Origin of the sequence: Serratia sp. CY29653 (assembly GCF_052169255.1) — a bacterium.
Taxonomy (GTDB): domain Bacteria; phylum Pseudomonadota; class Gammaproteobacteria; order Enterobacterales; family Enterobacteriaceae; genus Serratia; species Serratia sarumanii.
Map to the genome: position 1 here is coordinate 1,627,224 of NZ_JBJNLC010000001.1, position 25,988 is coordinate 1,653,211.

Sequence of the window (25,988 nt, forward strand, 5' to 3'; positions counted from 1 at the left end):
TGCTTCTAGCCGCGCGGGTTGAAGGTCTCCTCGCTCACGCGGCGGTCATCGGCGGTGAAGCCCTCCTCCGCCACGTAATACTGCGGATCGTCCAGCTCATGGCTGCAAAACGGCCCGGCGCGCTTGAGCAGGCGCACGCAGTCGCCGCTCAGGTGGCGCAGCCGAATGCTTTTCCCCGCCGCCAGGTAACGCGCCGTCAGCTTATCGATCGCCTCTACGCCGCTGGAATCCATCACCCGGGTGCCGGCAAAATCCAGCACCACGTTCTGCGGATCGCTTTGCGGCTCGAACAGCTCGGCGAAAGCGGCGGCAGAGCCGAAGAACAGCGGGCCATCGAGCTGATACACCGCCACATCGCCCGTTACCTGTCGCTGGCGCACGCGAATGCGCGCCTGCTGCCAGGCGAACACCAGCGCCGAGATAATCACCCCGCTGATCACCGCCACCGCCAGATCGGTAAAGATGGTGATCAGCGTGACGGCGAGCATCACCAGCGCGTCCGCCTTCGGCATACGGCGCAAACGGCGCAGCGAACTCCACTCGAAGGTGTTGTAACACACCACCAGCATCACCCCGGCCAGCGCCGCCACCGGCAGCAGGCCGATATAGCGCGACAGGCTGACCACGAACAGAATCAGCAGGATGGCGCCCACCGTGCCGGAGAGGCGCCCGCGCCCGCCCGAGGTGAAGTTGATGATCGACTGGCCGATCATCGCGCAGCCGGCGAAGCAGCCCAACAGGCCGCACACCGCGTTACCGGCGCCCTGCGCGATGCTTTCGCGATTGCCGTTGCCCTTCTTGCCGCCCATTTCATCCAGCACCGTCATGGTCAGCAGCGATTCAATCAAACCAACCAGGGCAATCACCACCGCATAGGGCAGCACCACCCGCACCATTTCCAGGGTGAACGGCGCCGTCGGCAGGCTGAAGTGCGGCAGCGCGCCGGAAATGTCCGCCAGATCGCCCACCCGCAGCGTGTGCAGATTGAGGCCGATCGCTAACGCCGAAACCACCAGCAGCGCCGCCAGCGAAGACGGAATGGCTTTGGTCAGGCGCGGGAACAGCACCACCACCGCAATCGCCAGCGCCACCAGGCCGTACATCAGCGGCCCCTGCCCGGCGATCATCTTCAGCTGCGCCAGCATGATGACGATCGCCAGACCGTTGACGAAGCCGTGGATCGCCGGCAGCGGCACCAGACGAATGAACTTGCCCAGCCGGAAGGCGCCGATCAGGATTTGAATGCCCCCGGCAAACAGCGTGGCCCACAGCACGTAGCCCATGCCGTACTGCGCCGCCAGGCTCATCAGCACCACCACAATGGAGCCGGCGGCGCCGGAAACCATGCCCGGCTTGCCGCCGAACAGCGCCGTGACCAGGCCGATAATAAACGCGGTATGCAAACCGACGATCGGCGAAAGACCGGCGACCAGCGAAAAGCCGACCGCCTCGGGGATCATCGAAACCGCCACCACAAAGCCCGCCAGGACTTCATTTTTAACGTCCGCGATCCTGACGTTACTCAGGTTAAACATGCATTATTCACTTATGACAGATGACATCATCTCCCCGCGTAGCGGGTATGGGGTACCGCAAGGTGCGGCAGACTGCAGGCGGGCACAGCTCAGGGTGGCGTAGGCAAGAAATACATCCGGCGCGTTTCCTGTCGGTTAATCGGAACGGCCAGTATGGGTAAATGTGATCCAAATCTCAATCAAAAACCGGCCGCGGGCGCTGGGCTCGCCCCGGCCAAACAAGTCTGATCGAGATAAACGCCCATTACGTGTATAATGGCGGCATTATTTTGCCCTTTATGCAGCCGATTAAATCTAACCGGCTGATAGTTAAGATATTTAAGGTGATTATAACATGGGATTCAAATGCGGTATCGTCGGCCTGCCTAACGTAGGCAAATCCACCCTGTTCAACGCGTTGACCAAAGCGGGCATTGAAGCAGCCAACTTCCCGTTCTGCACCATTGAACCGAACACCGGTGTGGTGCCGATGCCCGATCCGCGTCTGGATAAGCTGGCCGAGATCGTCAAGCCGCAGCGCATTCTGCCGACCACCATGGAATTCGTCGACATCGCCGGCCTGGTGAAAGGCGCGTCCAAGGGTGAAGGCCTGGGCAACCAGTTCCTGACCAACATCCGCGAAACCGAAGCCATCGGCCACGTGGTGCGCTGCTTCGAGAACGACAACATCATTCACGTCAACAACAAGGTCGATCCGGCCGAAGACATCGATGTGATCAACACCGAGCTGGCGCTGTCTGACCTCGACACCTGCGAGCGCGCCATCCACCGCGTGCAGAAGAAAGCCAAAGGCGGCGACAAAGACGCCAAAGCCGAGCTGGCGGCGCTGGAGAAATGCCTGCCGCACCTGGAAAACGCCGGCATGCTGCGCGCGCTGGATCTGAGCGACGAAGACAAAGCGGCGATCAAATACCTGAGCTTCCTGACGCTGAAGCCGACCATGTACATCGCCAACGTCAACGAAGACGGCTTCGAGAACAACCCGTACCTGGACACCGTGCGTAAAATCGCCGACGCCGAAGGCTCCGTGGTGGTTGCCGTGTGCGCCGCCGTGGAATCCGACATCGCCGAGCTGGAAGACGAAGAGCGCGACGAGTTCATGGCCGAGCTGGGCCTGGAAGAGCCGGGCCTGAACCGCGTGATCCGCGCCGGTTATGAGCTGCTGAACCTGCAGACCTACTTCACCGCCGGCGTGAAAGAAGTGCGCGCCTGGACCATCCCGGTCGGCGCCACCGCTCCGCAAGCGGCCGGCAAGATCCACACCGACTTCGAAAAAGGCTTTATCCGCGCGCAAACCATCTCTTATGACGACTTCATCACCTACAAGGGTGAGCAAGGCGCCAAAGAAGCCGGCAAAATGCGCTCCGAAGGTAAAGACTACATCGTCAAAGACGGCGACGTAATGAACTTCCTGTTCAACGTCTAAGCCCTTCCCCGTAGCATTGCTCTCGGCTGCCGGAAACGGAAAAATCCACGCTTCGGCGTGGATTTTTGTTTTTATCTCCCCAGACTCAGACTCCCCCATTTCCCCCTTCCACGCCGAGGGCCGGTTTGCCGCCGAGTGACCGGCGAATCGCTGCCGCCGCAAAACCCGTTAGCGGCGCGCTACAGCAGCGCAATCATCTTCAGCAGTTCCACCCGATTGCGGGTGCCGAACTTCTTCCCGGCATTGTTGAGGTGCGAATAAACGGTTTTCGGGTGCAGGTTCAACCGCCGCGCGGTCAGGCGAATATCTTCCGTGCGCGCGGTTTCACACAGCACCGCCGCCTCGCCAGGCGTGATTGCCGCCGCCTGCTGCCGGTTCATCACGCGCCGCTCACCTTCCTCCTCACGGCAGACCAGCGCCGCGCAGGTTTCCCGCACCATCTGCAGCGTTTCCCGTTTGTGCAAAATCGCATCCGGCTGCGCCGCGGCGATAAACGCCAGGATCAGCGGCGAAGTCTTATCGATAAAGAACAGTAACCGGACATCTTTATATTCACCACGTGAATATTTAATGAAATTTAAATACGCCTCGAACCGGTAAATCTCCTGAGGAAACTCCGTAATAATTAAATCAGGCGCCGGAATTATATTTTTAATAATATTCATATTGGGTGAGGATAAGGTTATCACGCCGCCGCCCAGTAATGTTTTCATACCCAGCCGGCACAGCGGTGAACCGTCGATATAAATCACTCTCACTTTAATTCTCCTTATCAGCATGAAAGCATGCTTCCACACCTCAGGCGGCTTGTCGTTGCTCTTTTTTGGGGTAATTCGCCTGCAAAGCACACCGATATAAAACATCTTGATAACATGTTTTTCAAATAATCACGCAACCGTCAGCATGTTGATTAATACGCAAAAAAGGCATGAATGTTTCAAATTATTTCCACAGAAAAAACTGGCGATCCAATAAAAACGCAATGCAATGATATAGATCTATTTTCTATTTTGTATGATATAAGCGGAAATGAAAAAAAATGTAACAACGGGCACCATAACCTTATTGCCTTATTCAAAACATCTATAGGGAAAATTCTTAGTTTGTTAGGATGAAAATCCATGTTTGCCGACGCGTTTAAAAAACAATTGCGCAACATGATTAATCAACAACCGCACGTCAGTAATTTATTACTGTCAGGAAAGCTTTTATCTAAAGTAAATTAAAGGGCATTTCACATGAATGTTAAATTAGTCGCATTATCCATGCTGGCTCTCTCCGGCGCCTGTGCGGCCGCTTCGTCCAATACGGTGCAATTTAAAGGCGAAGTCAGCACGCAAACCTGCTCGGTGAATATTAACGGTAACCAATCCAATCCGGTCGTTCTGCTGCCGACCGTCGCCGCCAGCAAACTCGCCACCAAAGGCGCCACCGCCGGCGACACCACCTTCACCGTCAACGTGACCGGCTGCGCGGCGGCAACCAGCGATACGGCGATCAAAACCGTGCTGGCGGGCAACAACCCGACCACCAACGGCAACCTGGGCAACGCGGGCGATGCGGCCAAGGTGTCCATTCAACTGCTGGACAGCGACGCCACTACGCCGCTGTCGTTCGCCAGCGGTTCGACCGTCACCACGTCGGCGATGACGCTGGCCAAAGACGCCACCTCCACCTCGCAGAACCTGGTGGCCCGCTACTACGCGGAAGACACCGGCGTGGCGGCCGGTTCGGTGATCGCCACCGCACAGTTCGCCATTAGCTACAAATAAGCCGGCGTCAGGCGCCATACCTGTTGATGCCAGCGCCGCCCTTCGCCGGGCGGCGCTGAATGACTCGCTCCCTATATCGGTTCACGTTTATGCCGCAGATAATCCGCTCCGCCCGCCGATGGGCCGCCCTGTCGCTTTGCCTGATGAGTTTTGCCGCTACCCACGCCTCGGCCAGCGTGACGCTGCTCGGCAACCGCGTGATCTACCCCGCCGAGGCGCGGGAAAAAACGCTGCAGTTCACCAACGACGACGGCACCCCGGCGCTGATGCAGATCTGGCTCGACATCAATAACCCCAAATCCACGCCGGAAAACGCCGATGCGCCTTTCGTCGCCTCGCCGCAGATCTTCCGCATGAATCCGCACAGCGGGCAGATGGTGCGGCTGTCGTTCGTCGGCCAGCCGCTGCCGCGCGATCGCGAATCGCTGTTCTACCTCAACTTCCTGCAGGTGCCCGCCGTGCGCCAGACGGACAGCGACAAAAACAAACTGCTGCTGGTGGTCACCAATCGGCTGAAGGTGTTCTATCGCCCCGCCGGGCTGGCCGGCGACGCCAACCACGTCATCGATCGGCTCAGCCTGCGCCAGGCTGGCAACGCGCTGCGCGTCGACAACCCGACCGGCTACTACGCCAACGTCAGCCAGGCCGCGATCCTGAGCGGCGCGAAGCGCATCGCCATCCCGCAGGCGGATCTGATCCCGCCGTTTTCACAGGCCAGTTGGCCGGTGAACGGGGAGGTGCGGCAGGTTGCACTGCGCGTCATCAATGACTATGGGGTGGAAATCTCACGCACCCTGGACGTCGCGCGCTGAAACCAGACAGGGAGGTATTCATGTTCGATGCTTGCAAGGCGACGCCGCTGCCCGCACGCTGGTGTTGCGCGCTGCTGGCGCTGCCGCTGGGCTGCGCCGCCGCCGACGGCTATACCTTCGATCCCGCGCTGCTGCGCGGCAGCGTGCTGAGCAACAGCGCCCTGAGCCAGTTCAACCAACAGGACGCCGTCGCTCCCGGCAGCTATCAGATCGATCTGTACCTCAATGGCCAGTTTCTCGAACGCGATCAAATTCGCTTCGTACGCGCAGGCAAGCAGGTGCTGCCCTGTTTCGATCGGGCGCAGCTGGCGCGCTTCGGGCTGAAAAATCCGCCGGCGGCCGCCGAAGCGGAATGCCTGCTGCCCGGCCGGGATCTGAAGGACATCACGGTGAACGCCGATATCTCGCGGCTGCGGCTGGATCTGAGCATTCCGCAGGCGCTGTTGAACGGCCGGCCGCGCGGCAACGTCAATCCCGCCAGCCTGGACAGCGGCGAATCGATGGCCTTCGTCAATTACAACCTCAACCAGTACCACGTCAGTTACCGACAGGGGCAAACCCGCGATCTCGACTCGACCTACGCCAACCTGAACGGCGGCTTCAACCTCGGGCTATGGCGCTACCGCCAGCAGTCCAGCTACCGCTACGATCGGGAGTTCGGCGGCCATCTGGATACCAGCCGCCGCTACGTGCAGCGCGCGATCTTGCCCTGGCGCAGCGAAATGCTGTTGGGCGAAGGCTTTACCGACGGGCACTTCTTCTCCGGCCTGGGCTTTCGCGGCATTCAGCTCAGTTCGGACGACCGCATGCTGCCGGATTCGCAGCGCGGCTATGCGCCGGTGGTGCGCGGCGTGGCGAAAAGCAACGCGCGCGTGACGGTGCTGCAGGGCAAAAGCACGCTGTATGAAACCACCGTCGCGCCGGGGCCGTTCGCCATCAACGATCTGTACGCCACCAACTACGCCGGCGATCTCACCGTGGTGGTGACGGAAGCCGACGGCAGCGTCAGCACCTTCACCGTGCCGTTCGCCGCGGTGCCGGAATCCATCCGCCCCGGCCAGTCGCGCTACTCGGCGATCGTCGGCCGTTCCCGCTACGTCGGCGACAACGATCTGTTCAGCGAAGTGACCTGGCAGCACGGCCTGACCAACGCCCTGACCTTCAACCTCGGCAACCAGCTGGCGGACGGCTATCAGGCGATGATGCTGGGCGGCGTGTACAGCAGCTGGCTGGGCGCCTTCGGCATGGATACCACCTATTCCCACGCCAGCCTGCCGGACGGCGGCGCCGCCGGCTGGATGCTGCACCTCTCTTACAGCCGAACCTTCAGCCCGACGGACACCACCTTGTCCATCGCCGGCTACCGCTACTCCACCGAAGGCTTTCGCGATCTCAGCGACGTGCTCGGCGTGCGGCGCGCCGCCGCCACCGGCCAAAGCTGGCAGTCCGACTCTTACCGCCAGCGGTCGCGTTTCGAGGTCGCCGTCAATCAGGGAATGGGCGCGTTCGGCAGCCTGACGATGTCCGGCTCGACTCAGGACTACCGCGATCAGCGCGGCCGCGACAATCAGCTCCAGCTGGGCTGGGGAAAAACCTTCGGCAACGGCGTGGCGCTTAACCTCTCCGTCACCCGCACCCGCAGCCTGGGCTACAGCAACGGCGACTACCGCGGCTACGGGCCGCTGGATAACGTCTACAGCGCGCCGCTGGCGCAGAGCGCGCAGACCGTCACCGCCCTGTCGCTGAGCTTCCCGCTCGGGCGTTCGTCATCCGCCCCCAGCGTCTCGCTGTTGGCCAACCACAGCCAGGGCCAGGGCGGCAACTATCAGGCCGCGCTGTCGGGCAGCGTCGGCGACGAACAGCCGGTCAGCTACGGCCTGAACTTCACCACCGACGACGATCGCCAACAAAGCATCTGGGGCGGCAACCTGCAAACCCGTCTGCCTTACGCCAACGTCACCGGCTCGTTCTCCACCGCGCGCCAGTACCGGCAAGGCTCCCTGTCGCTGCAGGGGGCGGTGGTGGCGCACCGCGGCGGCGTGACATTAGGGCCGTATGTCGGCGATACCTTCGCCCTGATCGAGGCGCCCGGCGCCAGCGGCGCACGGGTGATGGACGGCCAGGGGGCGCGCGTCGATCGCTTTGGCTACGCGCTGGCGCCGTCGCTGGTGCCCTATCACTACAACGCCGTCGCGCTGAACCCCGAGGGCATGAACGACAAAGCGGAGCTGGAAGACGGCCAGCGGCGCGTCGCCCCGTACGCCGGCGCCACGGTGCGCCTGCGCTTCAACACCGTGCGCGGCCAGGCGCTATTGATCACCGCGCAGCGGCCCGATAACGCGCCGATCCCGATGGGCGCCAACGTCCTCGACGCAACGGGCAACAGCGTGGGCATGGTCGGCCAGGCCAATCAGGTGTATCTGCGCAGCGACCGGAATGCCGGCGCGCTGACGCTGAACTGGGGCGACGCGCCCGGCCAACAGTGCACGCTGCATTACCGCCTGCCCGCCGGGGAAGACGGCCCGATTCAACGGCTCAGCGCCCCGTGCCGCTAGCCCGTTCACACTGATTCTCAGGAGAGACGATGAAACGCATTTTTTACCCGATCGCCGCCCTGGCGCTGCTCGCCCTGTCGCTGTTCGGCGCGCCCGCCGCGCTGGCGCAATGCACCCGGGTCGCCCCCTGGATCGATTCCGGTTGCGATCCCTGCGGGGTGGGCACGGCGCTGGGCCGGGTTAACCTGACCAGCACTTACCTGCAGCCCGTCGGCACGCCGCTCGGCACCAGCGTGTTCGATCTCACCTCCGGCACGCGCTATCCCGACCCCAACAAGGTGTTGTATGAGTGCGACGCCGGCGACGCGGGGCAGATCTATGAAGTCTTCGCCACCAACGGCGACGATCGCGTCGGCGGCTATTACGATCTGGGTGCCCAGGACGGTAACCCCAACTACTACGCCACCTACTTCCCCTACGTCGGCATCCGCCTGACCCATCTGGATTCCGGCAAGGTTTTTACCCGCTACTGGCAGTCGGCGCCGATTACCCGCTACGCCACCGTCGGCAGCAAAATTCAGATCCGGGTGAAAGACTTCAGCGCCATCCGCGCCGATCTGATCCGCATCAGCTCGCTGCCGGGCGCGGGCGCCAGCAACTACTGCGGCTACAGCACCAGCAACCCGCTGGTGGGCATGGCCTCGACCACCGGCAATTCGAACTATACCTGCACGCAGCCGAACGGCTATGTCACCTTTCAGGGGCCCGGCATCGCCTCGGATCCTATCGGCAGCGACTCCGCCACCAACTACGCCACCTGGGGCACCGGGCGCTGGAATGCAATGGGCATGGGCACCGCACCAATCTCCTCATTGACCTATACCGCCACCTGCGTGGCGCGCAACGTCACGCCGCTGGTGATCCTGCCGACCATATCCGTCAGCCAGTTGACCGCCGGGCAAACCTCACAGGCGCAGTTCACCATCAATATCGAATGCGACAATGCCGCCGTGTCCGGCGTCAGCAGCAACAATACCGCCCTCGGCCTGCAGGTGCCGTATGAAAGCTACGTTGCGGCGCAGCAGCTCGGGCTGGTCAGCGCCAACGGCGGCGTGAGCTACCTGCTCTCCAGCGGCTACGGCACCGACAGCAGCGTCGCCACCGGCGTGGGCATCGCGCTCGCCAACGCCGGCAACGGCGCGCCGATGAATTTCGTCGGCTGGGCGCGCTGCAGCGCCGGGCAATGCCCGCAGGGCAACGACGCCGGCTGGTATCCGGTGCTCAACGGCGCCAGCGGCGGCGGCAGCACCGCGGCAGGGTTCACCCACTACACCACCCAGCTCACCGCCACGCTCGCCCGGCTGCCCGGGCAAACGGTCACCGCCGGCAAAGTGGACGCCAGGGCCTACGTCTGGGTTAAGGTGCAATGATGAGAAAGAAATATCTGACGATGGGATGCGCCCTGCTGCTGGCGCTGGCGGCCATGGGCGCGCAGGCGGGCATCATCGCCTCCGCCACCCGGGTGATTTTCCGCGAGGGCGACACGGAAAAAACCCTGATGTTGCTCAACACCAACGGCTATCCGATCGTGGCGCAAACCTGGGTCGATAACGGCGACGTCAACGCCGCCCCCGAACTGTCGCGCGCGCCGTTTGTCACCCTGCCCAGCGTATTCGCCCTGCCGCCTTCGGCGCTGAAAGGGCTGCGGATCCTGTTTGCCGGCGCGAACCTGCCCACCGACCGGGAGTCGGTGTTCTGGCTTAATCTGTATGAGATCCCGCCCAGCCAGCCGACCAGGCCGCCGCTGACGTCGCGCGTGACGCTGGCGATGAACACGCAGATGAAAATCTTCTACCGCCCCAAAGCGCTAAAGGGAAACGCCGAAAACGCGGCCGAGGCCGTCTCGTTCTCGCTGCAAAAATCGCCGGGCGGCTATCTGCTGCGCTGTCACAACCGGTCGGCGTTTTATCTCTCCTTCGCCCGCATCGCCGTGCAAACCGGCAGGCGCGATTACCCGGTGCGGCAAGAAAGCGACATGATGACCGCACCGTTCAGCATGCGGGATTATCACCTCGACGGCGTTGCGGCGCCGACGCTCCCTTCTCAGATCACCGTTCAGGCCACCTTCATCAACGACCAGGGCCAGCAGATCGTCAAGTCATACACAGCAACCCCATAACGATAAAAAGCAGTACATTTTTTTAAGTACAGGAAATAGGGAAAAATGAGTCTAAGCAGATTCCAGCTACAGTTTCACCTGGAGAAACAGGCCAACAACATCAGGCAGTCACCGGCATTTCATACCGCCATCGTCAAACACGGGGAATTATTGAAGGAGACCTACAAGAAGCATCCGCTGTTTTACAAAATCATCTTCAGGAACAGCCGGTTCATCATTTGTTCCACCATCCTGTCCATTTACTACCACCAGCCCGCCGCCGGGCTGAAAGACATCAAAGCCTTTTTTAAAGGGAAGAACATCATCAGCGAGAACTCCCTGGACTCCTTTCTGTTCTTTTTGCGGGTCGGCCGCCGGCTGGAGGTCAAACCCTGTGAACATGACAAGCGCCAGCTGCGCTATAAGCCTACGCCGCACGCGCTGGCGGAAACCCAGGCGCTGATCGCCTCGATGGCGCGGCCCTACCAAGCGCTGGCGCCACAGATGCCTATCGCGGCGCTGCTGGCGGCGCCCGACTTTCTGCCCACCTTTTTCGCCGCCTACGGGCAGCTGATGCTCAAGGAAATTTACCTGATCGATCTGGTGCCGCAATCCGGGCTGTTTATCAGCAAGGACGCCGGCCACATGGTGCTGCTGATGCTGCATATCGAAAGCATCCGGCAGGACTCCCCCTTTCTGCTGCTCTCCTCGGCGAAAATCGCCAAGTCGTGCTCCGTCTCACGCGCGCACGTGAATCGCATTCTGCAGGCGGCGGAAAAATCCGGCCTGTTGACCACCACCAATAACGTGGTGATCGAACTCAACAGTTCGTTCTTTATCATGGCGGAGCGCTATTTCAGCCTCTATTTCGCGATGGTCGAATTCGGGCTTGAACGGGTTTGGCACACGCCGCAGGCCGCCGAGCCCCGCTGAGCCGTTTACCTTTCCCGCAGCACCCGATCGATCAACCCCCAGGCCGCCGCTTCGTCGGCGGTCATAAAGCGATCGCGATCCAACACCCGCTCCACCTCTTCGTAGCTGAGGCCGCAATGTTTGGCGTACAGCCGGATCACCGTGTCTTTGGTGCGTTTCATCTCTTCGGCATGAATCAAGATGTCGGAGGCCTGCCCCTGAAAGCCGCCCAGCGGCTGGTGCACGTGCAGGCTGGCGTTGGGCAGCGCCATGCGGTGGCCCGGCTCTCCGGCCATCAGCAGGAACGAGCCCATCGAGCGCGCGGTGCCCATGCACAGCGTATGCACCGGCGCGCGGATATACTGCATGGTGTCGTAAATCGCCAGCCCGCTGGTGATCACCCCACCCGGCGAGTTGATGTACAGGTGGATCGGTTTCTCCGGGTTTTCCGCTTCCAGAAACAGCAGTTGGGCGCACAGCATTTCGGCCACGTCGTCGTTGACTTCGCCATTGAGGAAAACGATCCGGTCGCGCAGCAGGCGCGAATAAATATCAAAGGAACGTTCTCCCCGGCTGGTCTGTTCCACCACCATCGGGACGAGCATCATCTTCTCACGCATCGGTGAACTCCTGGGTTGGCAAAAGGGAAATGAATTTAACGCGTCAGGCGGCGAGCATCATCGTCACCGAACCGTCATTGGCGGCGTCGAGCTGGTGGATAATCCGCAGCAGGCTGCCGCCAGCGGCGTCCGGCACTATCTGCAGCGTCACCACGCTTTCAAGGAACGGCGGCCGGTCGTCACGCAGACGGTAGCTCACCGCTTCGCCCGGCGTGGCGGCCAGCGGTTCGGCCTGCGCCAAATCCCCCGGAGGCAGCCACTGCTCGCGCAGCTCGGGAATGCTGAGCGCTCGCCACACTTTTTCCGGCGGCGCATCGAGCGAATACTCCAATATCAGCCGATCGCGCGGCGGCTGCTCAGCCTGTTTGTTCATTGATCCATATCCTTCAGCAAGGTTTGCAACGCGTCGATGCGCGCCGGCCACCAGGCGCGGTACTTCGCCAGCCAATCGGCGATCTGCGCCAGCCCTTCCGGGTCGACCTGGTAATTGACGAAGCGCCCCTGCTTCGTCTCGCGCACCAGCCCGGCATTGCGCAGCACCGCCAGGTGTTGCGACATCGCGGACTGGCTGATGGGCAGCCCTTCGCGCAGCGCGCTGGCGTTCATGCTGCCGACGGCGAGCTTGTCGAAGATGGTGCGGCGAGTCGGATCGGCCAGCGCCTTGAAGATGTCATTTTCGTTCATACAAACACATTAGTATTCACTTATGTATTATGCAAGCGCCAGGGCAGGATTTTTGCGCAAAGCGAGACTCCGCGCCGGAGCGCGGAGCGCGGAGCCGATAGAGGAGAGATTACAGCGGCTTATTGCAAGCGGGCGTGGTCAGCACGGATTGCCCGGCCTGCGCCCCTTCCTGCGCTTCGAGCGCGAGGCGCGCCAACGGCATGTCTTCGTGGTAGCGCGCCTCGGCGCTCAGGCTTTTCGCGTAGCGGTTGTACTTCCACCAGGCGTAGCCGAGGAACACCACCAGCCCGCCGACGTTATAGAACACGATGGTCATGATGCTGGCGCCGGTCGGGAACGTCGAGGCGAAGAAGCCGACGGTGAAGATGGCGATCAGCACGCTGACGATGGCGATGCCCTGCAGGCGCGAGCCCATTTTGAAATCGCGCGCCACCCGGTCGTACTTCAGCCGCAGATTCAGGTAGGCCAGCATGATGAACAGCGGCGGCAGCATCGAGGCGGCGGCGGTCATGTTGATCAGCGTGTTCATCAAATCCTGCACGCTGCTGGAACCCAACGTCGGGATCAGCATCAGCGGGATGACGATGAAGAACTGGATCCAGGCAGCGCGCGTCGGCACGCCGTGCCGGTTCAGACGAATGGTTTTCTCGCCGAAAATGCCCTTCGGGATCTCGGTGAAGAAAATCTTCACCGGCGCCGCCGTCCACATCAGCAGCGAGCCGAACATGGCGGTGAAGGAGACGATGCCGACAAAGCGGTTCATCAGCACCGTCGGCAGGCCGAAGTGCGCCGACAGGCCTTCGAACACCTGCACCGTGCCGCCGGTGAAATGCAGGTCAGCGCGGTGGACGAACACGTTGATCAGCAGCGAAGACACCGAATACAGCACGCCGATGAACAGCCCGGAAACGATGATCACCTTCACGAAGGCGCGGCTGCCGCCTTTCACATCGTTCACGTACACCGCCACGGACTCCGCCCCGCCTGCCGCCTGGAAGATCCAGGCGGTAATGCCGAGGAACGCCCAGTTGAAGTTCGGCGTCATCGCCTGCACGTTGATCGGGTCGGCCGGCTCGATGCCGCCCAGCACCGCCGCGCCCGCCAGAACGATGTAGGAAAACGTCAGTAGCAGCATCAGCGACGAGGTCACCGAGGTCATCGGCCCCAGCAATTTTGCGCCGCTGTTGGAGATGTAGGTCGAGAAGGCGAACAGGAAGATGCTGATGATCGCCGTGGTCAGCGGGGTAAAAACGTAGTCATAGCCCAGGAACGCGTAAGAAGCGTAGGCGATGACGCGCGGCAGCAGCGCGGTGAAGAAGAACAGGTTCACGAACCAATAGGTGTAGGCGGTGATAAACGCCCAGCGCCCGCCGAGCGCGCTTTTCACCCAGGCATAAACGCCGGCCTCGGAGTTGCGGTTGAGCGAGACGAACTCGGCGATGATCAGGCAAAAGGGAATGAAGTAAATGATGGTCGCCACCAGGAACACCGGCGACGAGGCGACCCCGAGCTGAATATTGTTGTTAATCACGTTGTTGAAACTGAACACTGCCGCAAACGTCATCGACAGCAGGCCAAACTTGCCGATGGTGTTTCTGTTCGACGCAGCCATAGAGATTCTCCGAATGGTGTAGGGGACTTCGGTTTGTTGTTATCGATCGGCGAGCTCGCTATTTGTTAACGAAATAGCTGTCTTCCACCGTCACTTTTAAAATGACTTTTTTTACCTTGCCGCTTTCTGTGAAGCGGTGAGCCTGGTGATTTTCGAAGATCGCCACGTTGCCTTTGCCGACCCGGCGCCTCTCGCCTTCGCCGCTGAAAAACTCGCGGTCGGTTTCGTCCTGATAGGGCGCCACCGTCGTCAGCGCCCGCTTGTCGGCCACCTCGACGGTCTCTTCCCCCTCGAGGTAATAGTGCACGTCGAAGTAGCGGCGGTTGCCCTCCAGCCAACCGTGCTGGCGGCCGGCGCCGACGCTCAGCCGATACGTCAGCGAGTCGCCGATCGAATGGCACACGTTCGGGCTGATGCGATCGACATTGGCGATCGCCTCCATGCAGCGCAGCCACTTCTTGCCGCTGTGATAGATGCGCTGGAACTCCGCCAGGGATTCGAGAATGATCATGCGTTTTCCTCCGCAGACTGCGGGTGGTGGTGAGCGGGCGCGAAGTCATAACCGGCGAGCGCGGCGCCCTGCGTTTGCCGCCCGTCGAACGGCACCAGCGTGAAGCCGTAGCTGAACGGCGCCAGATAGACCCGGTGGGTATCCAGCACTTCGGAGCCCCAGGAGTTGGAGCCGAGGCCGAGGATCTGGTCGTCCAGGTTCAGCGTCAGGCAGTCGCTAGGCTCCAGCTCGTTGATGTGCTGGGCCTGGTGCAGCATCTCGGCGCTGTAGGGCCACAGGCTGAAGTTGATCGGCCGCCGCGGCTGGATGAAGATCCCCTTGCCCGCCGCGTCCTGCAAACTCAGCCAGCGCACGTCCTGCCGATTGCCGTTGTCCTGCGGGAACGGATAGTGTTCGAACAGCGCGTCGGCGCGCTGCCGGTAGTGGCCGATCAGGTTGGCCCGGCAGCTGTCACGGTAGTTCTCGCCCGGCCCGCGGCCGTAGTATTCAACCTGCTCGAAGCGGCGGCTGATGCCGAAATCGAGGCCGATTTTCGGGATAATCTGGCGGAAATCGCCGTAAGGCTCACCGGCCAGATCCAGGCTGACGTAGCCCTGCGGGGAGATGCGCCAGCGGTAGGTGCAGCGCATGCCAAAGTCGAACACCGGCGGCGCGATCAGGCTATGTACCTCGATCAGCAGATCCTCGCCCTGCCATTGCCGAGTGAGGCGGCGGAAGTGCTGCTGCATGATGGGGAAGTGATGCGGCAGCCAAATCCCCTCATATTCCTGTTTATGGTTATCGATCACCGGTTTGAAGAAGGTGATGCGCGGCGCGCGCCCCACCACTTCTTCATCGTCTACCCGCCACGACAGCAGTTCGCCGCTCAGCAGCGAGAACGCCAGCTGGAACCGGCCGCCGCTGACGATCAGCCGATGATTTTCCTCGCGGCATTGCAGCACCGGCGCATCGGCCGGTGGTGGAGCCGGTCGCCGCGTCGCCGCCCGGCGCAGATGCTGATAATGTCCCAGCCGCTGGCCGCTCTCGCTGTAGCGGGTGGCGCTGTCCTTATGCACCGCCACGTCGATCAGCGTTTCCCCCTGCCCCAGCGCCAACACCGGCAGGTGCATGTCTTCGCTCTCGCCCGGCTGCAGGTGCGGCAGCTTGAATTCGTAACTCGCCACCTGGCGGCCGTCGGTCTTGACGCTGACCTTCAGCGTGATGTCCGCCAGCGAGCTGAACCAATAGCGGTTTTTCACCCGCAGCACGTCGCCTGCGCCTTCCTCCGCCGTCACCTCCACCGGGCACAGCACCTGCTGGTATTCACGCAGGCCGGGGCCGGGGCGCTGGTCCGGGTAGATCAGGCCGTCCATGCAGAAGTTGTAGTTGTTCGGGTAGTCGCCGTAATCGCCGCCGTACTGGTAGCGCTCGCGCCCCTGTTCGTCGTGGCTCAGCAGACCGTGATCGCACCACTCCCAGATGTAGTGCCCCTGCAAACTGGCGTGGCTGTTAAACACCGACTGGTATTCGAACAGCCCGCCGGGGCCGTTGCCCATCGCGTGGGCGTATTCGCACAGGATGCGCGGTTTGGGGTGCGGGTATTCGCCGAAGGCGTTCATCATCGCCAGGCGGGAATACATGGTGCTGATCACGTCGGTCACTTCGGCGTCGCGATCTTCTTCATAGTGGATCAGACGGGTCGGATCGAGCGCCTTGCAGCGCCGGGCCATGGCGCGAATGTTGCAGCCGTAGCCGGACTCGTTGCCCAGCGACCAGATAATGATCGACGGGTGATTTTTCTGCGCCGCCACGTGGCGTTCGATGCGCTCGACGTAGGCCTGCTCCCAGCGCGGATCGTCGGTGATGCGGCTCAGATCGCCGACGTTGGCGAAGCCGTGGCTCTCCAAATCGGTTTCCGCCATCACAAACAGGCCATAGAGATCGCACAGCTCGTAAAAGCGCGGATCGTTGGGGTAATGGGCGGTGCGCACCGAGTTGATGTTGTGCTGCTTCATCAGCACGATATCGCGCTCCACCCGCGCCATATCGACGGCGCGCCCTTTGCGGTGATCGTGATCGTGCCGGTTGACGCCGTGCAGCTTGAGGTAGCGGCCGTTGACGTACATCAGCCCGTCGCGCACCGCAATCTCGCGGAACCCCACCCGCTGCGGCACCACGCCCAGCAGGTTGCCGGCGCCGTCATACAGGCTGAGCAACAGCTGATACAGATAGGGATTTTCCGCATTCCACTGCTGCGGGCAGCTGACCGGCAATTCGAAACGGCAGCTTAGCGCCCGCTCGATGCGCAGATCGTCGTGCCACTGCTCCGCCACGCAGCGATCGCCGTCGAACAGCTGCGCCTGCAGGCGGCAGCCCTCGGCGGCCTGCACACCGAGATGGCGCAGCTCGGCATCGATCGCCAACTGCGCGTCGCAATAGCGCTCATCGAAGGTGGTGACCAGCGTCAGATCGTGAAGGTGGGTAGCGCTCTGGCCGATCAGATAGACGTCGCGGAAAATGCCGGCCATCCACCACATGTCCTGATCTTCGATGTAGGTGGAGTCGGCCCACTGCATCACCCGCACCGACAGCAGATTCTCGCCCTGCCGCACATAGGGGCTGATGTCGAACTCGGCGCACAGCCGGCTGCCCTTGCTGAAGCCGACATAGTCGCCGTTGACGTACACCTCGAAGTAGGTTTCCACGCCGTCGAATTTGATCAGCACTTGCTGATCCTGCCAGCCGGCGTCGAGCGTAAAGTGGCGTTGATAGGCGCCGGTGGGGTTATTGGTCGGCACGTAAGGCACGTCGATCGGGAACGGGAAGCCCTCATCGGTGTACTGCAGGTGGCCGTGCCCTTCCAACTGCCACATGCCCGGCACCGCCATATCGCCCCAGTCGTTCATCGGCTCTCGGTAAAACGCCGCCGGCACCTGCGCCGGGTGCTCGAAGAAGCGAAAGCGCCAGCGGCCGCTCAGCAGTTGGAAACGCCGGCTGGCGTTGCGATCGAAGCTCAGCGCCTGCCCGGCGTCCGCGTAGCTGAAGAAGCTCGCGCGCGGCGCCAACCGGTGCTCCGACTGTTTTTCAATGTTTTCCCAATTATTCACGTCACGTCTCCCGACACCTGTGCAATGCGGAAACGATAGTAAATATTTAGTAAAAATTACAGTTGATATTTACCAAATGACGACAGGATCACAATAAATCTCAAAGGCCTTTTTTTATCATGACGTTAATTTTGAGCGCCAACGCCCCCGCCGAGGCGGGGGCCGGTCAGGCGACGGTGGTGTCGCGCAGCTGCAGCGAGCTGGGAACGAAGATCGACAGCGGGACGGCGCGCTCATCGCGCAGCCGCTCCGTCAGCAGGTTGACGGCCTGTGCGCCCATGGTTTCCGAAGGGATGCGCACCGTGGACAAGGCGGGGAAAATAAAGCGGGCGGTGGGAATATCGTTGACGCTGATCAGCGCGATCTGCCCCGGCACCTGAATGCCGTGTTCATGCAGCGCGCGCAGCACGCCGATCGCGATCGAATCGGTCGCCACCAGCAGCGCCGGCGGATAGCCATTCTGGCTCTGCAACATCGCTTTCGCGCACTGGTAGCCCGACTGGCTGCTGAAATCGCCGTGGTAAATGTCCTGCGCTCGCACCACATTTTGCTGCCGGCCATACTCGACGAACGCCTGCTCGCGCTGGTCGATGCCGGCCGGATGGTCGCGCCCGCCGATAAAGCCGATGCGCTGATAGCCGCGGCCGATGAAGTAGTCGATCACCTTGCGGCTGATCTTGTACAGGTCGACATTGACGCAGTCGAACCGCTCATCCTCCACCACGCCGTCGATGAACACCACCGGCGTTTCCTGCTGCCCGAGCTGCTCATACAGCGCGGGCTGTGGCCGGCCGATCACCAGCAGGCCGTCGGCCGCCGGCAGCGCCTTGTCGCCGTTGAAGTCGTAACCGGCGCTCAGCGCCACGCCCAGCTTTTCGCACTGCGTCTCGATGCCGTAGCGCATCGCCAGGTAATAGGGATCGTTGATCTCCACGCCCTGCGTATAGGTGAACAGCGCGGCGAAATGCAGGCGTTGCCCGCTTTGCCGTTTGGAAGGCGCGATCTTGTATTCGAGGCGTTCCGCCGCTTCCAGGATCTTCTGGCGGGTTTGCGCCTTCACGCTCAGGGTGGGGTCGTCATTCAACACGCGCGAAACGGTGGCGACGGACACATTAGCGGCTTCAGCAATTTCCTTCAGTGTGGCCATAGAGTCCCAATGCACAGACGAAAAACGGTAGCTTAATCGGATAGCGATGTGGCGTACAGCGCCACTCGCGACCTCTCCTTCCCAGACCGGGCCAGAACACGCTCATGCCAGCCGTTGCCGGGCGCCTGCAGCGAAAGATACCCATTTCACCCGCTGTGATCAAGTTAACGATTTACTGATTAAAGCATATTTTTTACTAAAAATTTTACTAATATACCTGCCGTTTACCGCCCCGTGAAGGCGGACTTTTTCTCTTCTCCCAGGGAGCCGGGAGCGACCTCGCGTGAGCCGCCGCTCGGCTGACGTTCCGATCCATCCAACATCAGGCCTATGCCCCATGAAACCACTAAGCCATCACGCCCTGTTGCCCTTGCTGCTGCTCGTTAACGCGCCCGCCTGGGCGGCGCAGGAACCGGTGACCCCGGCGGAGCGCAATCAGCTCCCACCGCCGCCGCTACCCGATAGCGCCGCGACCGCCCTGCGTTTTTACGGCGAGCTAGGCATCGGCGGCAGCGTCTATTTGAACGGCGAACATCAGCATCAATACAGCGACGGCACCTATATCGAAGGTGGCCTGGAGATCAAACGGGGCCACTGGTTCGGCCTGATTTACGGCGAAGGCTGGACCGTGCAGGCGGACAGCCAGGGCCACGCCTGGACGCCGGGCCACGGCTGGGGCGGCTTCGAGGGCGGGTTGAACCGCTTTTACGGCGGTTACCGCACCGACGACGGCACCGAGATGATGCTCAGCGTGCGCAACGACTCGTCGCTCGACGACCTGCAATGGTGGGGCGACTTCACGCCGGAATACGGCTACGTGATCCCCAACACCCGCGATCTCAGCTACGCTGCCAAGCTGCAAAACCTGACCGGGCGCTTTCGCTACAGCGTGACGGCGGCGCCGGAAAGCCGCATCGACGAGAGCAAGGCGCTGCTGCACTTCGGCAAATACGATCGCTATTCCGACAAGTACACCTATCGGGCGATGATCAACGGCTACACCCAGTACGACCTGCAGGACAATCTGACGCTGCTGAACGGCCTGGAAGTGACCGACGGCCTGGGGCAGCTATTTTTGCTGGGGCTGCGCGGCCAACACCTGGCCGGCCGCGTCTGGCACCACACCGGCAAAGGCGACAGCGGCGGCCATCCCGGCAGCGAATCGGGTCTGATGCTCAGCGCGATGACGGAAACTGCCAAAGGGCTGTATCTCTCCACCGCCTACAGCTACGCCCGCCACCGGTTTGATAATGCGGCGGATACCGCCACCTCATACGCCCAGTTCGGCGTCTGGTATGAATACGCCGGCGGCAAGCTGGCCACCGCGCTGGACAGCAAATTCTTCATGCGCAACGACAGCACCGGCGCCAGCAACTCGGTGTTCCTGATGCAATATTTCTATTGGTAACCGTTGAGGCTCCTACGATGAACATGACTCCCCTGACCCCGCTGGCCACTGCCCTCACCCTCGCGCTGACGCTGACGGGCTGCGCGCCGAAAACGCCCGACGCCGACGCCCCGTTGGCCGAGCGCTATAAAAACGTCATCGACCGCCGCGGCGCGCCGCACTTTATGCTCGATTACGATTTCGACGATCACCAGCGCTTCAATCCGTTCTTCGATCTCGGCGCCTGGCACGGCCACCTGTTGCCGAGCGGGCCGGAAGGCATGGGCGGTTTCCCCGGCCCGGCGCTGCTGACCGAAGAGTACATCAACTTTATGGCCAACAATTTCGATCGGCTCAGCGTCTATCGAGACGGTAAACCGGTGCATTTCACCATGACGGCCTACAGCCTGCCCGGCGCGCTGGTGCAGCGGCTCAGCGCGCCGGGCGTGACCGTCAACCTGACGCTGCGCTTCGCTGGCGCGCGCACTTCGCTGCTGGAAACCCAAATCCTGACCGACACGCCGCTGGAGCTGGTGTGGGACGGTGAATTGCTGGAGCGCTACGCGGCCAAAGAGCAAAAACCGCAGCCGCCGGCGACCCTCGCGCAGGCATTTCCTGACTACACGCGCCGCATTGTGCCGACGGCTGACGGCCTGCGCGTCAACTTCGGCAAAGTGCGCGCGCCGTCGCAGCTGATGACTTCCGGCCAGTCCGAGTATCAGATCCACAAATCGCTGCCGCAGCGCACCACGGTCGACGGCCATCGCTTCCGCGCCACGGCGCGCATCGCCGGCTCCACCACCCTGTACACCACCTACTCGCACCTGCTTACCGCCGAAGAAGCGCGGCGCGAACAACGCGCCATCGCCGACATCCTCGCTCACCCGCAGCGCTATATGGCCGCGTCGGCCCAGCGTTGGGAACGCTATCTCGCCACAGGGCTCAGCAACCCGCACGCCACGGCGGAACAAACCCGCGTGGCGGTCAAAGCGATGGAAACGCTCAACGGCAACTGGCGCGGTGCCGCCGGGGCGATGAAGTTCGACTCGGTCACCCCCTCGGTGACCGGACGCTGGTTCTCCGGCAACCAGACCTGGCCGTGGGACACCTGGAAACAGGCCTACGCCATGGCGCACTTCAACCCGGACGTGGCCAAGGACAACATCCGCGCAGTGTTCGCCTTCCAGATCCGGCCGGGCGATGCCCTGCGCCCGTGGGACGCCGGTTTCCTGCCCGACCTTATCGCCTACAACCCCAGCCCGGAGCGCGGCGGCGACGGCGGTAACTGGAACGAGCGCAACACCAAGCCGAGCCTGGCGGCCTGGGCGGTGATGGAGGTGTATCGCGTCACCGGCGATAAGGGCTGGCTGGCGGAGATGTACCCGAAGCTGGTGGCCTACCATGACTGGTGGCTGCGCAACCGTGACCACAACGGCAACGGCGTGCCGGAGTACGGCGCCACCCGCGACAAAGCGCACAATACCCCCGACGGACGCATGTTGTTCACCGTCAAGCGCGGGCAGCGCGAGCAAACGCTGGCCGGCCTCGACAATTACGATCGCATCGTGCGCGAGGGGCAGTACGACAGCATCGAGATCCCGGCGCAGACCGCCGCCTCCTGGGAGTCGGGCCGCGACGACGCGGCGGTATTCGGCTTTATCGATCCGGATCAATTGGCGCGCTACCTGGCGCAGGGCGGCAAACGCGAAGACTGGCAGGTAAAATTCGCCGAAAACCGCGCGCCGGACGGCACGCTGCTCGGCTACTCGCTGCTGCAGGAATCGGTGGATCAGGCCAGCTACATGTACAGCGACAACCGCTATCTGGCGGAGATGGCCGATATTCTGGGCCACGGCGCCGAGGCCGCCGCCTTCCGCGCCAAAGCCGACCGGCTGGCGGCCTACATCAACACCTGCATGTTCGACAAGCACAGCGGTTTCTTCTATGACATCCGCATCGAAAAGCGGCCATTGGCCAACGGCTGCGCCGGCAAACCGATCGTCGAACGCGGAAAAGGGCCGGAAGGCTGGTCGCCGCTGTTCAACGGCGCCGCCAGCCAGCCGCACGCCGATGCGGTGGTCAGGGTGATGAAGGATCCGCGCGAGTTCAATACCTACGTGCCGCTCGGCACCGCGGCGCTGACCAATCCGGCGTTCGGCGCGGACATCTACTGGCGCGGCCGCGTGTGGGTCGATCAGTTGTATTTCGGCCTCAAGGGCATGGAACGCTACGGCTATCGCGACGATGCGGTGGCGATGGCGCAGGCTTTCTTCCGCCACGCCGACGGCCTGGTCGCCGACGGGCCGATCCGCGAGAACTACAACCCGCTCACCGGCAAGCAACAAGGCGCGCCGAACTTCTCCTGGAGCGCGGCGCACCTGTACATGCTGTATAACGACTTCTTCACGCAATAAGCCGCAGCGGCCACCGCCATCGTTGCCCGGCGGTGGCCCGCGTTTATGAGCGGATCGGGATCACCAGCACGTCGATATTCAGCTGGTTGATGGCGTTGCGGGTGGAAGAAAACAGGTTGCTCCACAAATCGTGGTGGTGGCCGAACACCAGCAGATCGATATTCTTGTCCACCACTGCCGTGCGCAGTTCGTCAACAAAGCCGCCGCGCCCGATAATCACTTCCGCGATCGGATAATTGACGTTTTGCGTGGTGGGTTCCAGCTCTTTGCGGATCTTCTCTTCGAACGACGCGCCCTCATAGCTGTGCTCCGAAAAGCCGATCGCCGCGTGGTAGGTGTCGTAGTGAACGTCCACATAGATCAGCGAGAGTTTGGCCTTCAGCGCCTCCGCTAACAGCGCCCCCTTTTCGACCAATCGTTTGCCGTCATCGCTCAGATCGGTGGCGATGACAATATGGTGGTAACACATAGCGCCTCCTGTCATGGACTCGGTAGAGCCGAGGCTCCGATATCACGTCAGAGTCATATCGTTATGGTTAATTTTAGTTCAGAAACGGCGCGCGCGGCGGGAGAGATAACGGCGGGAAAGCCCCGTTTCCGGGGCGGAAGGGAGAGATTACTTTTCGCGCTGCGCCTCAAACCAGACGTTGCACAGCGACAGGATCAGCGTGTTGGCGTCTTTCACCAGCACGTTATCGCCGGGCACCCCATCGGTGCCCTGATCGGTGATGCCTTTGATGACAGTATCCGCGTGCTGAATGGCCACGCGCTCGACCGACGGCGTGCTGATGCCCAGCATCGGGAAATCGATGTAGGAACTGCTGCCGGAATTGTCCTCGACGAACTCCTGCGCTTCTACGGTGCTGACGGTGGCGCCTTCGCTTTTCAGCGCCGTGCCGTTCCAGCTGAATGCATCCGCCTTATAGCTGATTTTACCGCCGATCAGGCTCTGCGCCTGCTGTTGATCCCAGCAGCCGGTGGTCTGAGTCGGCACGATCTTGCTGACGCGCCAGTTGCCCAGCAGCTGTTTGGGGATCGGCCCGGTATCGCTCTCCGCCGCCCGAACCTGAGTCGCCGAGACGCAGGCCAACACCACCAGCGGCAGCAGCGCCTTGCTCCAAGTGTTCAATCGCATTGTTTTTTCCTTCGTTTCAGTACCCAGTCTGCCCTCGCGGGCCAACAGCTATCATAATAAGCCCGCCGATTCGCCGTCAAAACAATCCGCACCGCGCCAGGCGGCGGCCGCTCATAGCTAATCGCTATGAGTCATAGTGAATCAGTATTTTGTTTTATCCCGACGCTCACCTACAGTCACTGCCACTATTCTGCCCGCCCAAATTAGCAGGCAATGTTGACAAGGACCCTGGGAAAATGACATTTACGCTGAAAAACCTCACCCTGGCGCTGGCCGCCGCCGGCACGCTGCTGCTGACCGCCTGTGGCCCGACCGCACAGGACGATCACCACATCAAGGTCGGCATCAGCGCCGGCATCGATCAGTCGCTGTGGGCGGTGGTGCAAAAGGTCGCCAAGCAGAAATACGATCTGGACGTGGAGGTGGTGACCTTTAACGACTACGTGCTGCCGAACGAAGCGCTGAATAACGGCGATCTGGACGTCAACGCCTTCCAGCACAAGCCGTATCTCGACAAGCAGATGCAGGAGCGCGGCTACAAGCTGGCCGCGGTGGGCAACACCTTCGTCTACCCGATCGCCGGCTATTCGAAGAAGATAACCGCACTCAGCCAGCTGCCGGACGGCGCGCAGGTGGCGGTGCCGAACGATCCGACCAACCTGGGCCGCTCGCTGCTGCTGTTGCAAAAACAGGGGCTGATCACCCTGAAAGACGGCGTCGGCCTGCTGCCGACCGCGCTGGACATCGTCGGCAACCCGAGAAAGCTGAAGATCGTCGAGATTGAAGCGCCGCAGCTGCCGCGCGCGCTGGACGATCAGAAAGTGACGCTGGCGATCATCAACACCAACTATTCCAGCCAGATCGGCCTGTCGCCGGCCAAGGACGGGCTGTTTGTCGAAGACAAAAACTCGCCGTACGTCAACATCTTCGCCAGCCGCATCGACAACAAAGACAGCGAGAAAGTGAAGGATCTGGTCAAGGCCTATCAGACCGATGAAGTGGCAGCCAGCGCCGCCGATATCTACAAGGGCGACGCCGTCAAAGGCTGGTAACCCTCCCCCGCATGCCCGTGGCGCCCGCCACGGGTTTTCCATTTCCGCCCTCCACCGCGCCGTTCAATTTTCGCCCACTCAGATCACAAATCAAGCACGGCGCTTTAGGTGAATAAAGCTGCCATGTTGTATACAAGTTTGCGTAAATGTTTTCTATTTGTTTCAAAAAACCGCTGGGGAAAATGATGAAAAATAGAAAAATCAAAGCGTTGCTTGTTACCTGTGCCGTGGTCGGCGCCGCGTTGCTGGCCATCGCCGGTAAAGCGGAAAACGCCGATAAAACCTTCCTCTCCGTCGCCACCGCCTCCACCGGCGGCACCTACTACCCGATGGGCGTCGGGTTGGCCAACGTCTGGAGCAACCGGCTGAAACGCCAGGGGATACAGGTCACCGGCCAATCCTCCGCCGGTTCGATCGAGAATATCGACCTGCTGCAAAAAGACGAGGCGCAGCTGGCGATTTTGCAGAGCCTGATCGCCGTCGAAGCCTATCAGGGCGTGCGCAACTTCGACGGCCGCGCCTACGGCGATCTGCGCTCCATCTCCATGCTGTGGCCCAACGTCGAACACTTCGTGATGCTGGAAAGCCGGGTCAAAGACGGCACGCTGAACGATATCGCCGGCACGCGCTTTTCCGTCGGGCCGCAGGCCAGCGGCACCGAACAGTCGACGATGATCATCCTGCAGGGCGTTAACCTGACCAAAAAGTCGCTGTCGGCGGAATACCTCGGCTACGGCGATACGGTTTCCGCGATGCGCGACGGGCGCCTGGACGGCGGCGCCCTGCCCGCCGGGGTGCCGGCCGCCGCCGTCACCGACATGTATGCCAGCGGCGTGCCGGCACGCATCCTGGAAGTCACCGACGAACAGCTGGCCAGCATCAACGCCATCGCCAATTCCTGGTTCCGCTTCGACATCAAGGCAGAGACCTACCCGCGCCAGCCCAAGGCGGTCGCCACCATCGCGCAGCCCAATATTCTGGTGGCCCTCAGCCGGCTCGATGAAAAGCTGGTGTACGACCTGACCAAAACGATGTTCGAAAACCTGCCGGAAGTGCACCAGGTGCACAGCTCGGCCAAATACATCTCGCTGGAAAATGCGCTGAAAGGCGTTTCCGTGCCGCTGCACCTCGGCGCCTATCGCTACTACCGCGAAGCCGGCGTCGAGATACCCGATTATCTGATCCCGCCGGAAGCCGCCGCGCTGGCCGCCAATCCCTAACCCAGGAGGA

The 25,988-nt window shown here is 61.7% G+C and carries 22 protein-coding genes; 11 read left to right on the forward strand and 11 right to left on the reverse strand.

What is annotated here, in order from left to right; translation table 11 throughout:
* Nucleotides 1-5: 5 nt before the first annotated feature.
* Complete coding sequence (locus tag ACJ8HN_RS07810) at nt 6-1,535, reverse strand: SulP family inorganic anion transporter (protein ID WP_164096380.1); 1,530 nt, start codon at nt 1,533-1,535, stop codon at nt 6-8.
* 334 nt (nt 1,536-1,869) lie between these two features.
* Here ACJ8HN_RS07810 and ychF point away from each other — a divergent pair, with 334 nt between their 5' ends.
* The gene (ychF, locus tag ACJ8HN_RS07815) at nt 1,870-2,961 is read left to right on the forward strand and encodes a redox-regulated ATPase YchF (protein ID WP_033646394.1); all 1,092 of its coding nucleotides are present in this window, start codon (nt 1,870-1,872) and stop codon (nt 2,959-2,961) included.
* Nucleotides 2,962-3,140: 179 nt separating this feature from the next.
* Here the strand turns inward: ychF and ACJ8HN_RS07820 are convergent, their stop codons facing one another.
* Nucleotides 3,141-3,824: a helix-turn-helix transcriptional regulator gene (locus tag ACJ8HN_RS07820; RefSeq protein WP_226884614.1), complete on the reverse strand. Its 684-nt coding sequence runs from the start codon at nt 3,822-3,824 to the stop codon at nt 3,141-3,143.
* A 375-nt stretch (nt 3,825-4,199) separates the two neighbouring features.
* Between ACJ8HN_RS07820 and ACJ8HN_RS07825 the strand changes: the two genes are divergently transcribed.
* From ACJ8HN_RS07825 to ACJ8HN_RS07850, 6 genes are all read left to right on the forward strand, one after another.
* On the forward strand, nt 4,200-4,733 hold the full coding sequence (locus ACJ8HN_RS07825) for a fimbrial protein (protein WP_015377562.1): 534 nt from the start codon (nt 4,200-4,202) through the stop codon (nt 4,731-4,733).
* A gap of 89 nt (nt 4,734-4,822) precedes the next feature.
* Nucleotides 4,823-5,545: a fimbrial biogenesis chaperone gene (locus tag ACJ8HN_RS07830; protein WP_230120579.1), complete on the forward strand. Its 723-nt coding sequence runs from the start codon at nt 4,823-4,825 to the stop codon at nt 5,543-5,545.
* Between the two features lie 20 nt (nt 5,546-5,565).
* Nucleotides 5,566-8,100 carry a fimbria/pilus outer membrane usher protein gene (locus ACJ8HN_RS07835; RefSeq protein WP_442523240.1) on the forward strand — a complete coding sequence of 845 codons (2,535 nt, stop codon included), beginning with the start codon at nt 5,566-5,568 and terminating at the stop codon, nt 8,098-8,100.
* 29 nt (nt 8,101-8,129) lie between these two features.
* A complete protein-coding gene (locus ACJ8HN_RS07840) occupies nt 8,130-9,470 on the forward strand; it encodes a fimbrial protein (RefSeq protein ID WP_442523241.1) in 1,341 nt (446 codons plus the stop codon).
* The gene (locus tag ACJ8HN_RS07845; protein ID WP_060427653.1) at nt 9,470-10,219 is read left to right on the forward strand and encodes a fimbrial biogenesis chaperone; all 750 of its coding nucleotides are present in this window, start codon (nt 9,470-9,472) and stop codon (nt 10,217-10,219) included. Before ACJ8HN_RS07840 ends, ACJ8HN_RS07845 begins: the two co-directional genes overlap by 1 nt.
* A 45-nt stretch (nt 10,220-10,264) precedes the next feature.
* Complete coding sequence (locus ACJ8HN_RS07850; RefSeq protein WP_033638145.1) at nt 10,265-11,131, forward strand: hypothetical protein; 867 nt, start codon at nt 10,265-10,267, stop codon at nt 11,129-11,131.
* A 5-nt stretch (nt 11,132-11,136) separates the two neighbouring features.
* Here the strand turns inward: ACJ8HN_RS07850 and ACJ8HN_RS07855 are convergent, their stop codons facing one another.
* From ACJ8HN_RS07855 to ebgR, 7 genes are all read right to left on the reverse strand, one after another.
* Complete coding sequence (locus ACJ8HN_RS07855) at nt 11,137-11,730, reverse strand: ATP-dependent Clp protease proteolytic subunit (protein ID WP_033638144.1); 594 nt, start codon at nt 11,728-11,730, stop codon at nt 11,137-11,139.
* A gap of 43 nt (nt 11,731-11,773) precedes the next feature.
* Nucleotides 11,774-12,103, reverse strand: a complete 330-nt coding sequence (locus ACJ8HN_RS07860) for an SRPBCC family protein (protein WP_033646406.1) — start codon at nt 12,101-12,103, stop codon at nt 11,774-11,776.
* Entirely contained in the window at nt 12,100-12,414 is a 315-nt protein-coding gene (locus ACJ8HN_RS07865; protein WP_033646407.1) for an ArsR/SmtB family transcription factor, read from the reverse strand. Before ACJ8HN_RS07865 ends, ACJ8HN_RS07860 begins: the two co-directional genes overlap by 4 nt.
* Before the next feature lie 109 nt (nt 12,415-12,523).
* Nucleotides 12,524-14,026, reverse strand: a complete 1,503-nt coding sequence (locus ACJ8HN_RS07870) for an amino acid permease (protein ID WP_197656064.1) — start codon at nt 14,024-14,026, stop codon at nt 12,524-12,526.
* Between the two features lie 58 nt (nt 14,027-14,084).
* Nucleotides 14,085-14,537, reverse strand: a complete 453-nt coding sequence (locus tag ACJ8HN_RS07875) for a beta-galactosidase subunit beta (RefSeq protein ID WP_033646409.1) — start codon at nt 14,535-14,537, stop codon at nt 14,085-14,087.
* Nucleotides 14,534-17,623: a beta-galactosidase subunit alpha gene (gene ebgA, locus ACJ8HN_RS07880; protein ID WP_442523242.1), complete on the reverse strand. Its 3,090-nt coding sequence runs from the start codon at nt 17,621-17,623 to the stop codon at nt 14,534-14,536. Before ebgA ends, ACJ8HN_RS07875 begins: the two co-directional genes overlap by 4 nt.
* A 166-nt stretch (nt 17,624-17,789) precedes the next feature.
* The gene (gene ebgR, locus ACJ8HN_RS07885; protein ID WP_161765123.1) at nt 17,790-18,770 is read right to left on the reverse strand and encodes a transcriptional regulator EbgR; all 981 of its coding nucleotides are present in this window, start codon (nt 18,768-18,770) and stop codon (nt 17,790-17,792) included.
* Nucleotides 18,771-19,107: 337 nt separating this feature from the next.
* On the opposite strand from ebgR, the gene ygjJ reads away from it, so the two are divergent.
* Nucleotides 19,108-20,178: a protein YgjJ gene (gene ygjJ / locus ACJ8HN_RS07890; RefSeq protein ID WP_342170593.1), complete on the forward strand. Its 1,071-nt coding sequence runs from the start codon at nt 19,108-19,110 to the stop codon at nt 20,176-20,178.
* A 17-nt stretch (nt 20,179-20,195) separates the two neighbouring features.
* Nucleotides 20,196-22,571 carry an alpha-glucosidase gene (gene ygjK / locus ACJ8HN_RS07895; RefSeq protein WP_442523243.1) on the forward strand — a complete coding sequence of 792 codons (2,376 nt, stop codon included), beginning with the start codon at nt 20,196-20,198 and terminating at the stop codon, nt 22,569-22,571.
* Nucleotides 22,572-22,614: 43 nt separating this feature from the next.
* Here ygjK and ACJ8HN_RS07900 read toward each other — a convergent pair whose 3' ends face one another.
* Both ACJ8HN_RS07900 and ACJ8HN_RS07905 read right to left on the reverse strand, forming a co-directional pair.
* The gene (locus tag ACJ8HN_RS07900) at nt 22,615-23,040 is read right to left on the reverse strand and encodes a universal stress protein (protein WP_033638134.1); all 426 of its coding nucleotides are present in this window, start codon (nt 23,038-23,040) and stop codon (nt 22,615-22,617) included.
* 147 nt (nt 23,041-23,187) lie between these two features.
* Entirely contained in the window at nt 23,188-23,706 is a 519-nt protein-coding gene (locus ACJ8HN_RS07905; RefSeq protein WP_033638133.1) for a hypothetical protein, read from the reverse strand.
* A 236-nt stretch (nt 23,707-23,942) separates the two neighbouring features.
* Between ACJ8HN_RS07905 and metQ the strand changes: the two genes are divergently transcribed.
* Nucleotides 23,943-24,758 (forward strand): methionine ABC transporter substrate-binding lipoprotein MetQ, encoded by an 816-nt coding sequence (gene metQ, locus ACJ8HN_RS07910; protein WP_442523244.1) that lies wholly within the window; start codon nt 23,943-23,945, stop codon nt 24,756-24,758.
* Between the two features lie 185 nt (nt 24,759-24,943).
* Nucleotides 24,944-25,978, forward strand: coding sequence for a TAXI family TRAP transporter solute-binding subunit (locus tag ACJ8HN_RS07915; RefSeq protein WP_033638131.1), 1,035 nt, complete (start codon nt 24,944-24,946; stop codon nt 25,976-25,978).
* The last annotated feature ends 10 nt before the right edge of the window (nt 25,979-25,988 follow it).

Bases quoted from the DNA above. Each gene is read 5' to 3' on its own strand.
- ACJ8HN_RS07810 (WP_164096380.1), bottom strand. From the start codon at position 1,535: ATGTTTAACCTGAGTAACGTCAGGATCGCGGACGTTAAAAATGAAGTC.
- ychF (WP_033646394.1), top strand. From the start codon at position 1,870: ATGGGATTCAAATGCGGTATCGTCGGCCTGCCTAACGTAGGCAAATCC.
- ACJ8HN_RS07820 (WP_226884614.1), bottom strand. From the start codon at position 3,824: ATGTTTTATATCGGTGTGCTTTGCAGGCGAATTACCCCAAAAAAGAGC.
- ACJ8HN_RS07825 (WP_015377562.1), top strand. From the start codon at position 4,200: ATGAATGTTAAATTAGTCGCATTATCCATGCTGGCTCTCTCCGGCGCC.
- ACJ8HN_RS07830 (WP_230120579.1), top strand. From the start codon at position 4,823: ATGCCGCAGATAATCCGCTCCGCCCGCCGATGGGCCGCCCTGTCGCTT.
- ACJ8HN_RS07835 (WP_442523240.1), top strand. From the start codon at position 5,566: ATGTTCGATGCTTGCAAGGCGACGCCGCTGCCCGCACGCTGGTGTTGC.
- ACJ8HN_RS07840 (WP_442523241.1), top strand. From the start codon at position 8,130: ATGAAACGCATTTTTTACCCGATCGCCGCCCTGGCGCTGCTCGCCCTG.
- ACJ8HN_RS07845 (WP_060427653.1), top strand. From the start codon at position 9,470: ATGAGAAAGAAATATCTGACGATGGGATGCGCCCTGCTGCTGGCGCTG.
- ACJ8HN_RS07850 (WP_033638145.1), top strand. From the start codon at position 10,265: ATGAGTCTAAGCAGATTCCAGCTACAGTTTCACCTGGAGAAACAGGCC.
- ACJ8HN_RS07855 (WP_033638144.1), bottom strand. From the start codon at position 11,730: ATGCGTGAGAAGATGATGCTCGTCCCGATGGTGGTGGAACAGACCAGC.
- ACJ8HN_RS07860 (WP_033646406.1), bottom strand. From the start codon at position 12,103: ATGAACAAACAGGCTGAGCAGCCGCCGCGCGATCGGCTGATATTGGAG.
- ACJ8HN_RS07865 (WP_033646407.1), bottom strand. From the start codon at position 12,414: ATGAACGAAAATGACATCTTCAAGGCGCTGGCCGATCCGACTCGCCGC.
- ACJ8HN_RS07870 (WP_197656064.1), bottom strand. From the start codon at position 14,026: ATGGCTGCGTCGAACAGAAACACCATCGGCAAGTTTGGCCTGCTGTCG.
- ACJ8HN_RS07875 (WP_033646409.1), bottom strand. From the start codon at position 14,537: ATGATCATTCTCGAATCCCTGGCGGAGTTCCAGCGCATCTATCACAGC.
- ebgR (WP_161765123.1), bottom strand. From the start codon at position 18,770: ATGGCCACACTGAAGGAAATTGCTGAAGCCGCTAATGTGTCCGTCGCC.
- ygjJ (WP_342170593.1), top strand. From the start codon at position 19,108: ATGAAACCACTAAGCCATCACGCCCTGTTGCCCTTGCTGCTGCTCGTT.
- ygjK (WP_442523243.1), top strand. From the start codon at position 20,196: ATGAACATGACTCCCCTGACCCCGCTGGCCACTGCCCTCACCCTCGCG.
- ACJ8HN_RS07900 (WP_033638134.1), bottom strand. From the start codon at position 23,040: ATGTGTTACCACCATATTGTCATCGCCACCGATCTGAGCGATGACGGC.
- ACJ8HN_RS07905 (WP_033638133.1), bottom strand. From the start codon at position 23,706: ATGCGATTGAACACTTGGAGCAAGGCGCTGCTGCCGCTGGTGGTGTTG.
- metQ (WP_442523244.1), top strand. From the start codon at position 23,943: ATGACATTTACGCTGAAAAACCTCACCCTGGCGCTGGCCGCCGCCGGC.
- ACJ8HN_RS07915 (WP_033638131.1), top strand. From the start codon at position 24,944: ATGAAAAATAGAAAAATCAAAGCGTTGCTTGTTACCTGTGCCGTGGTC.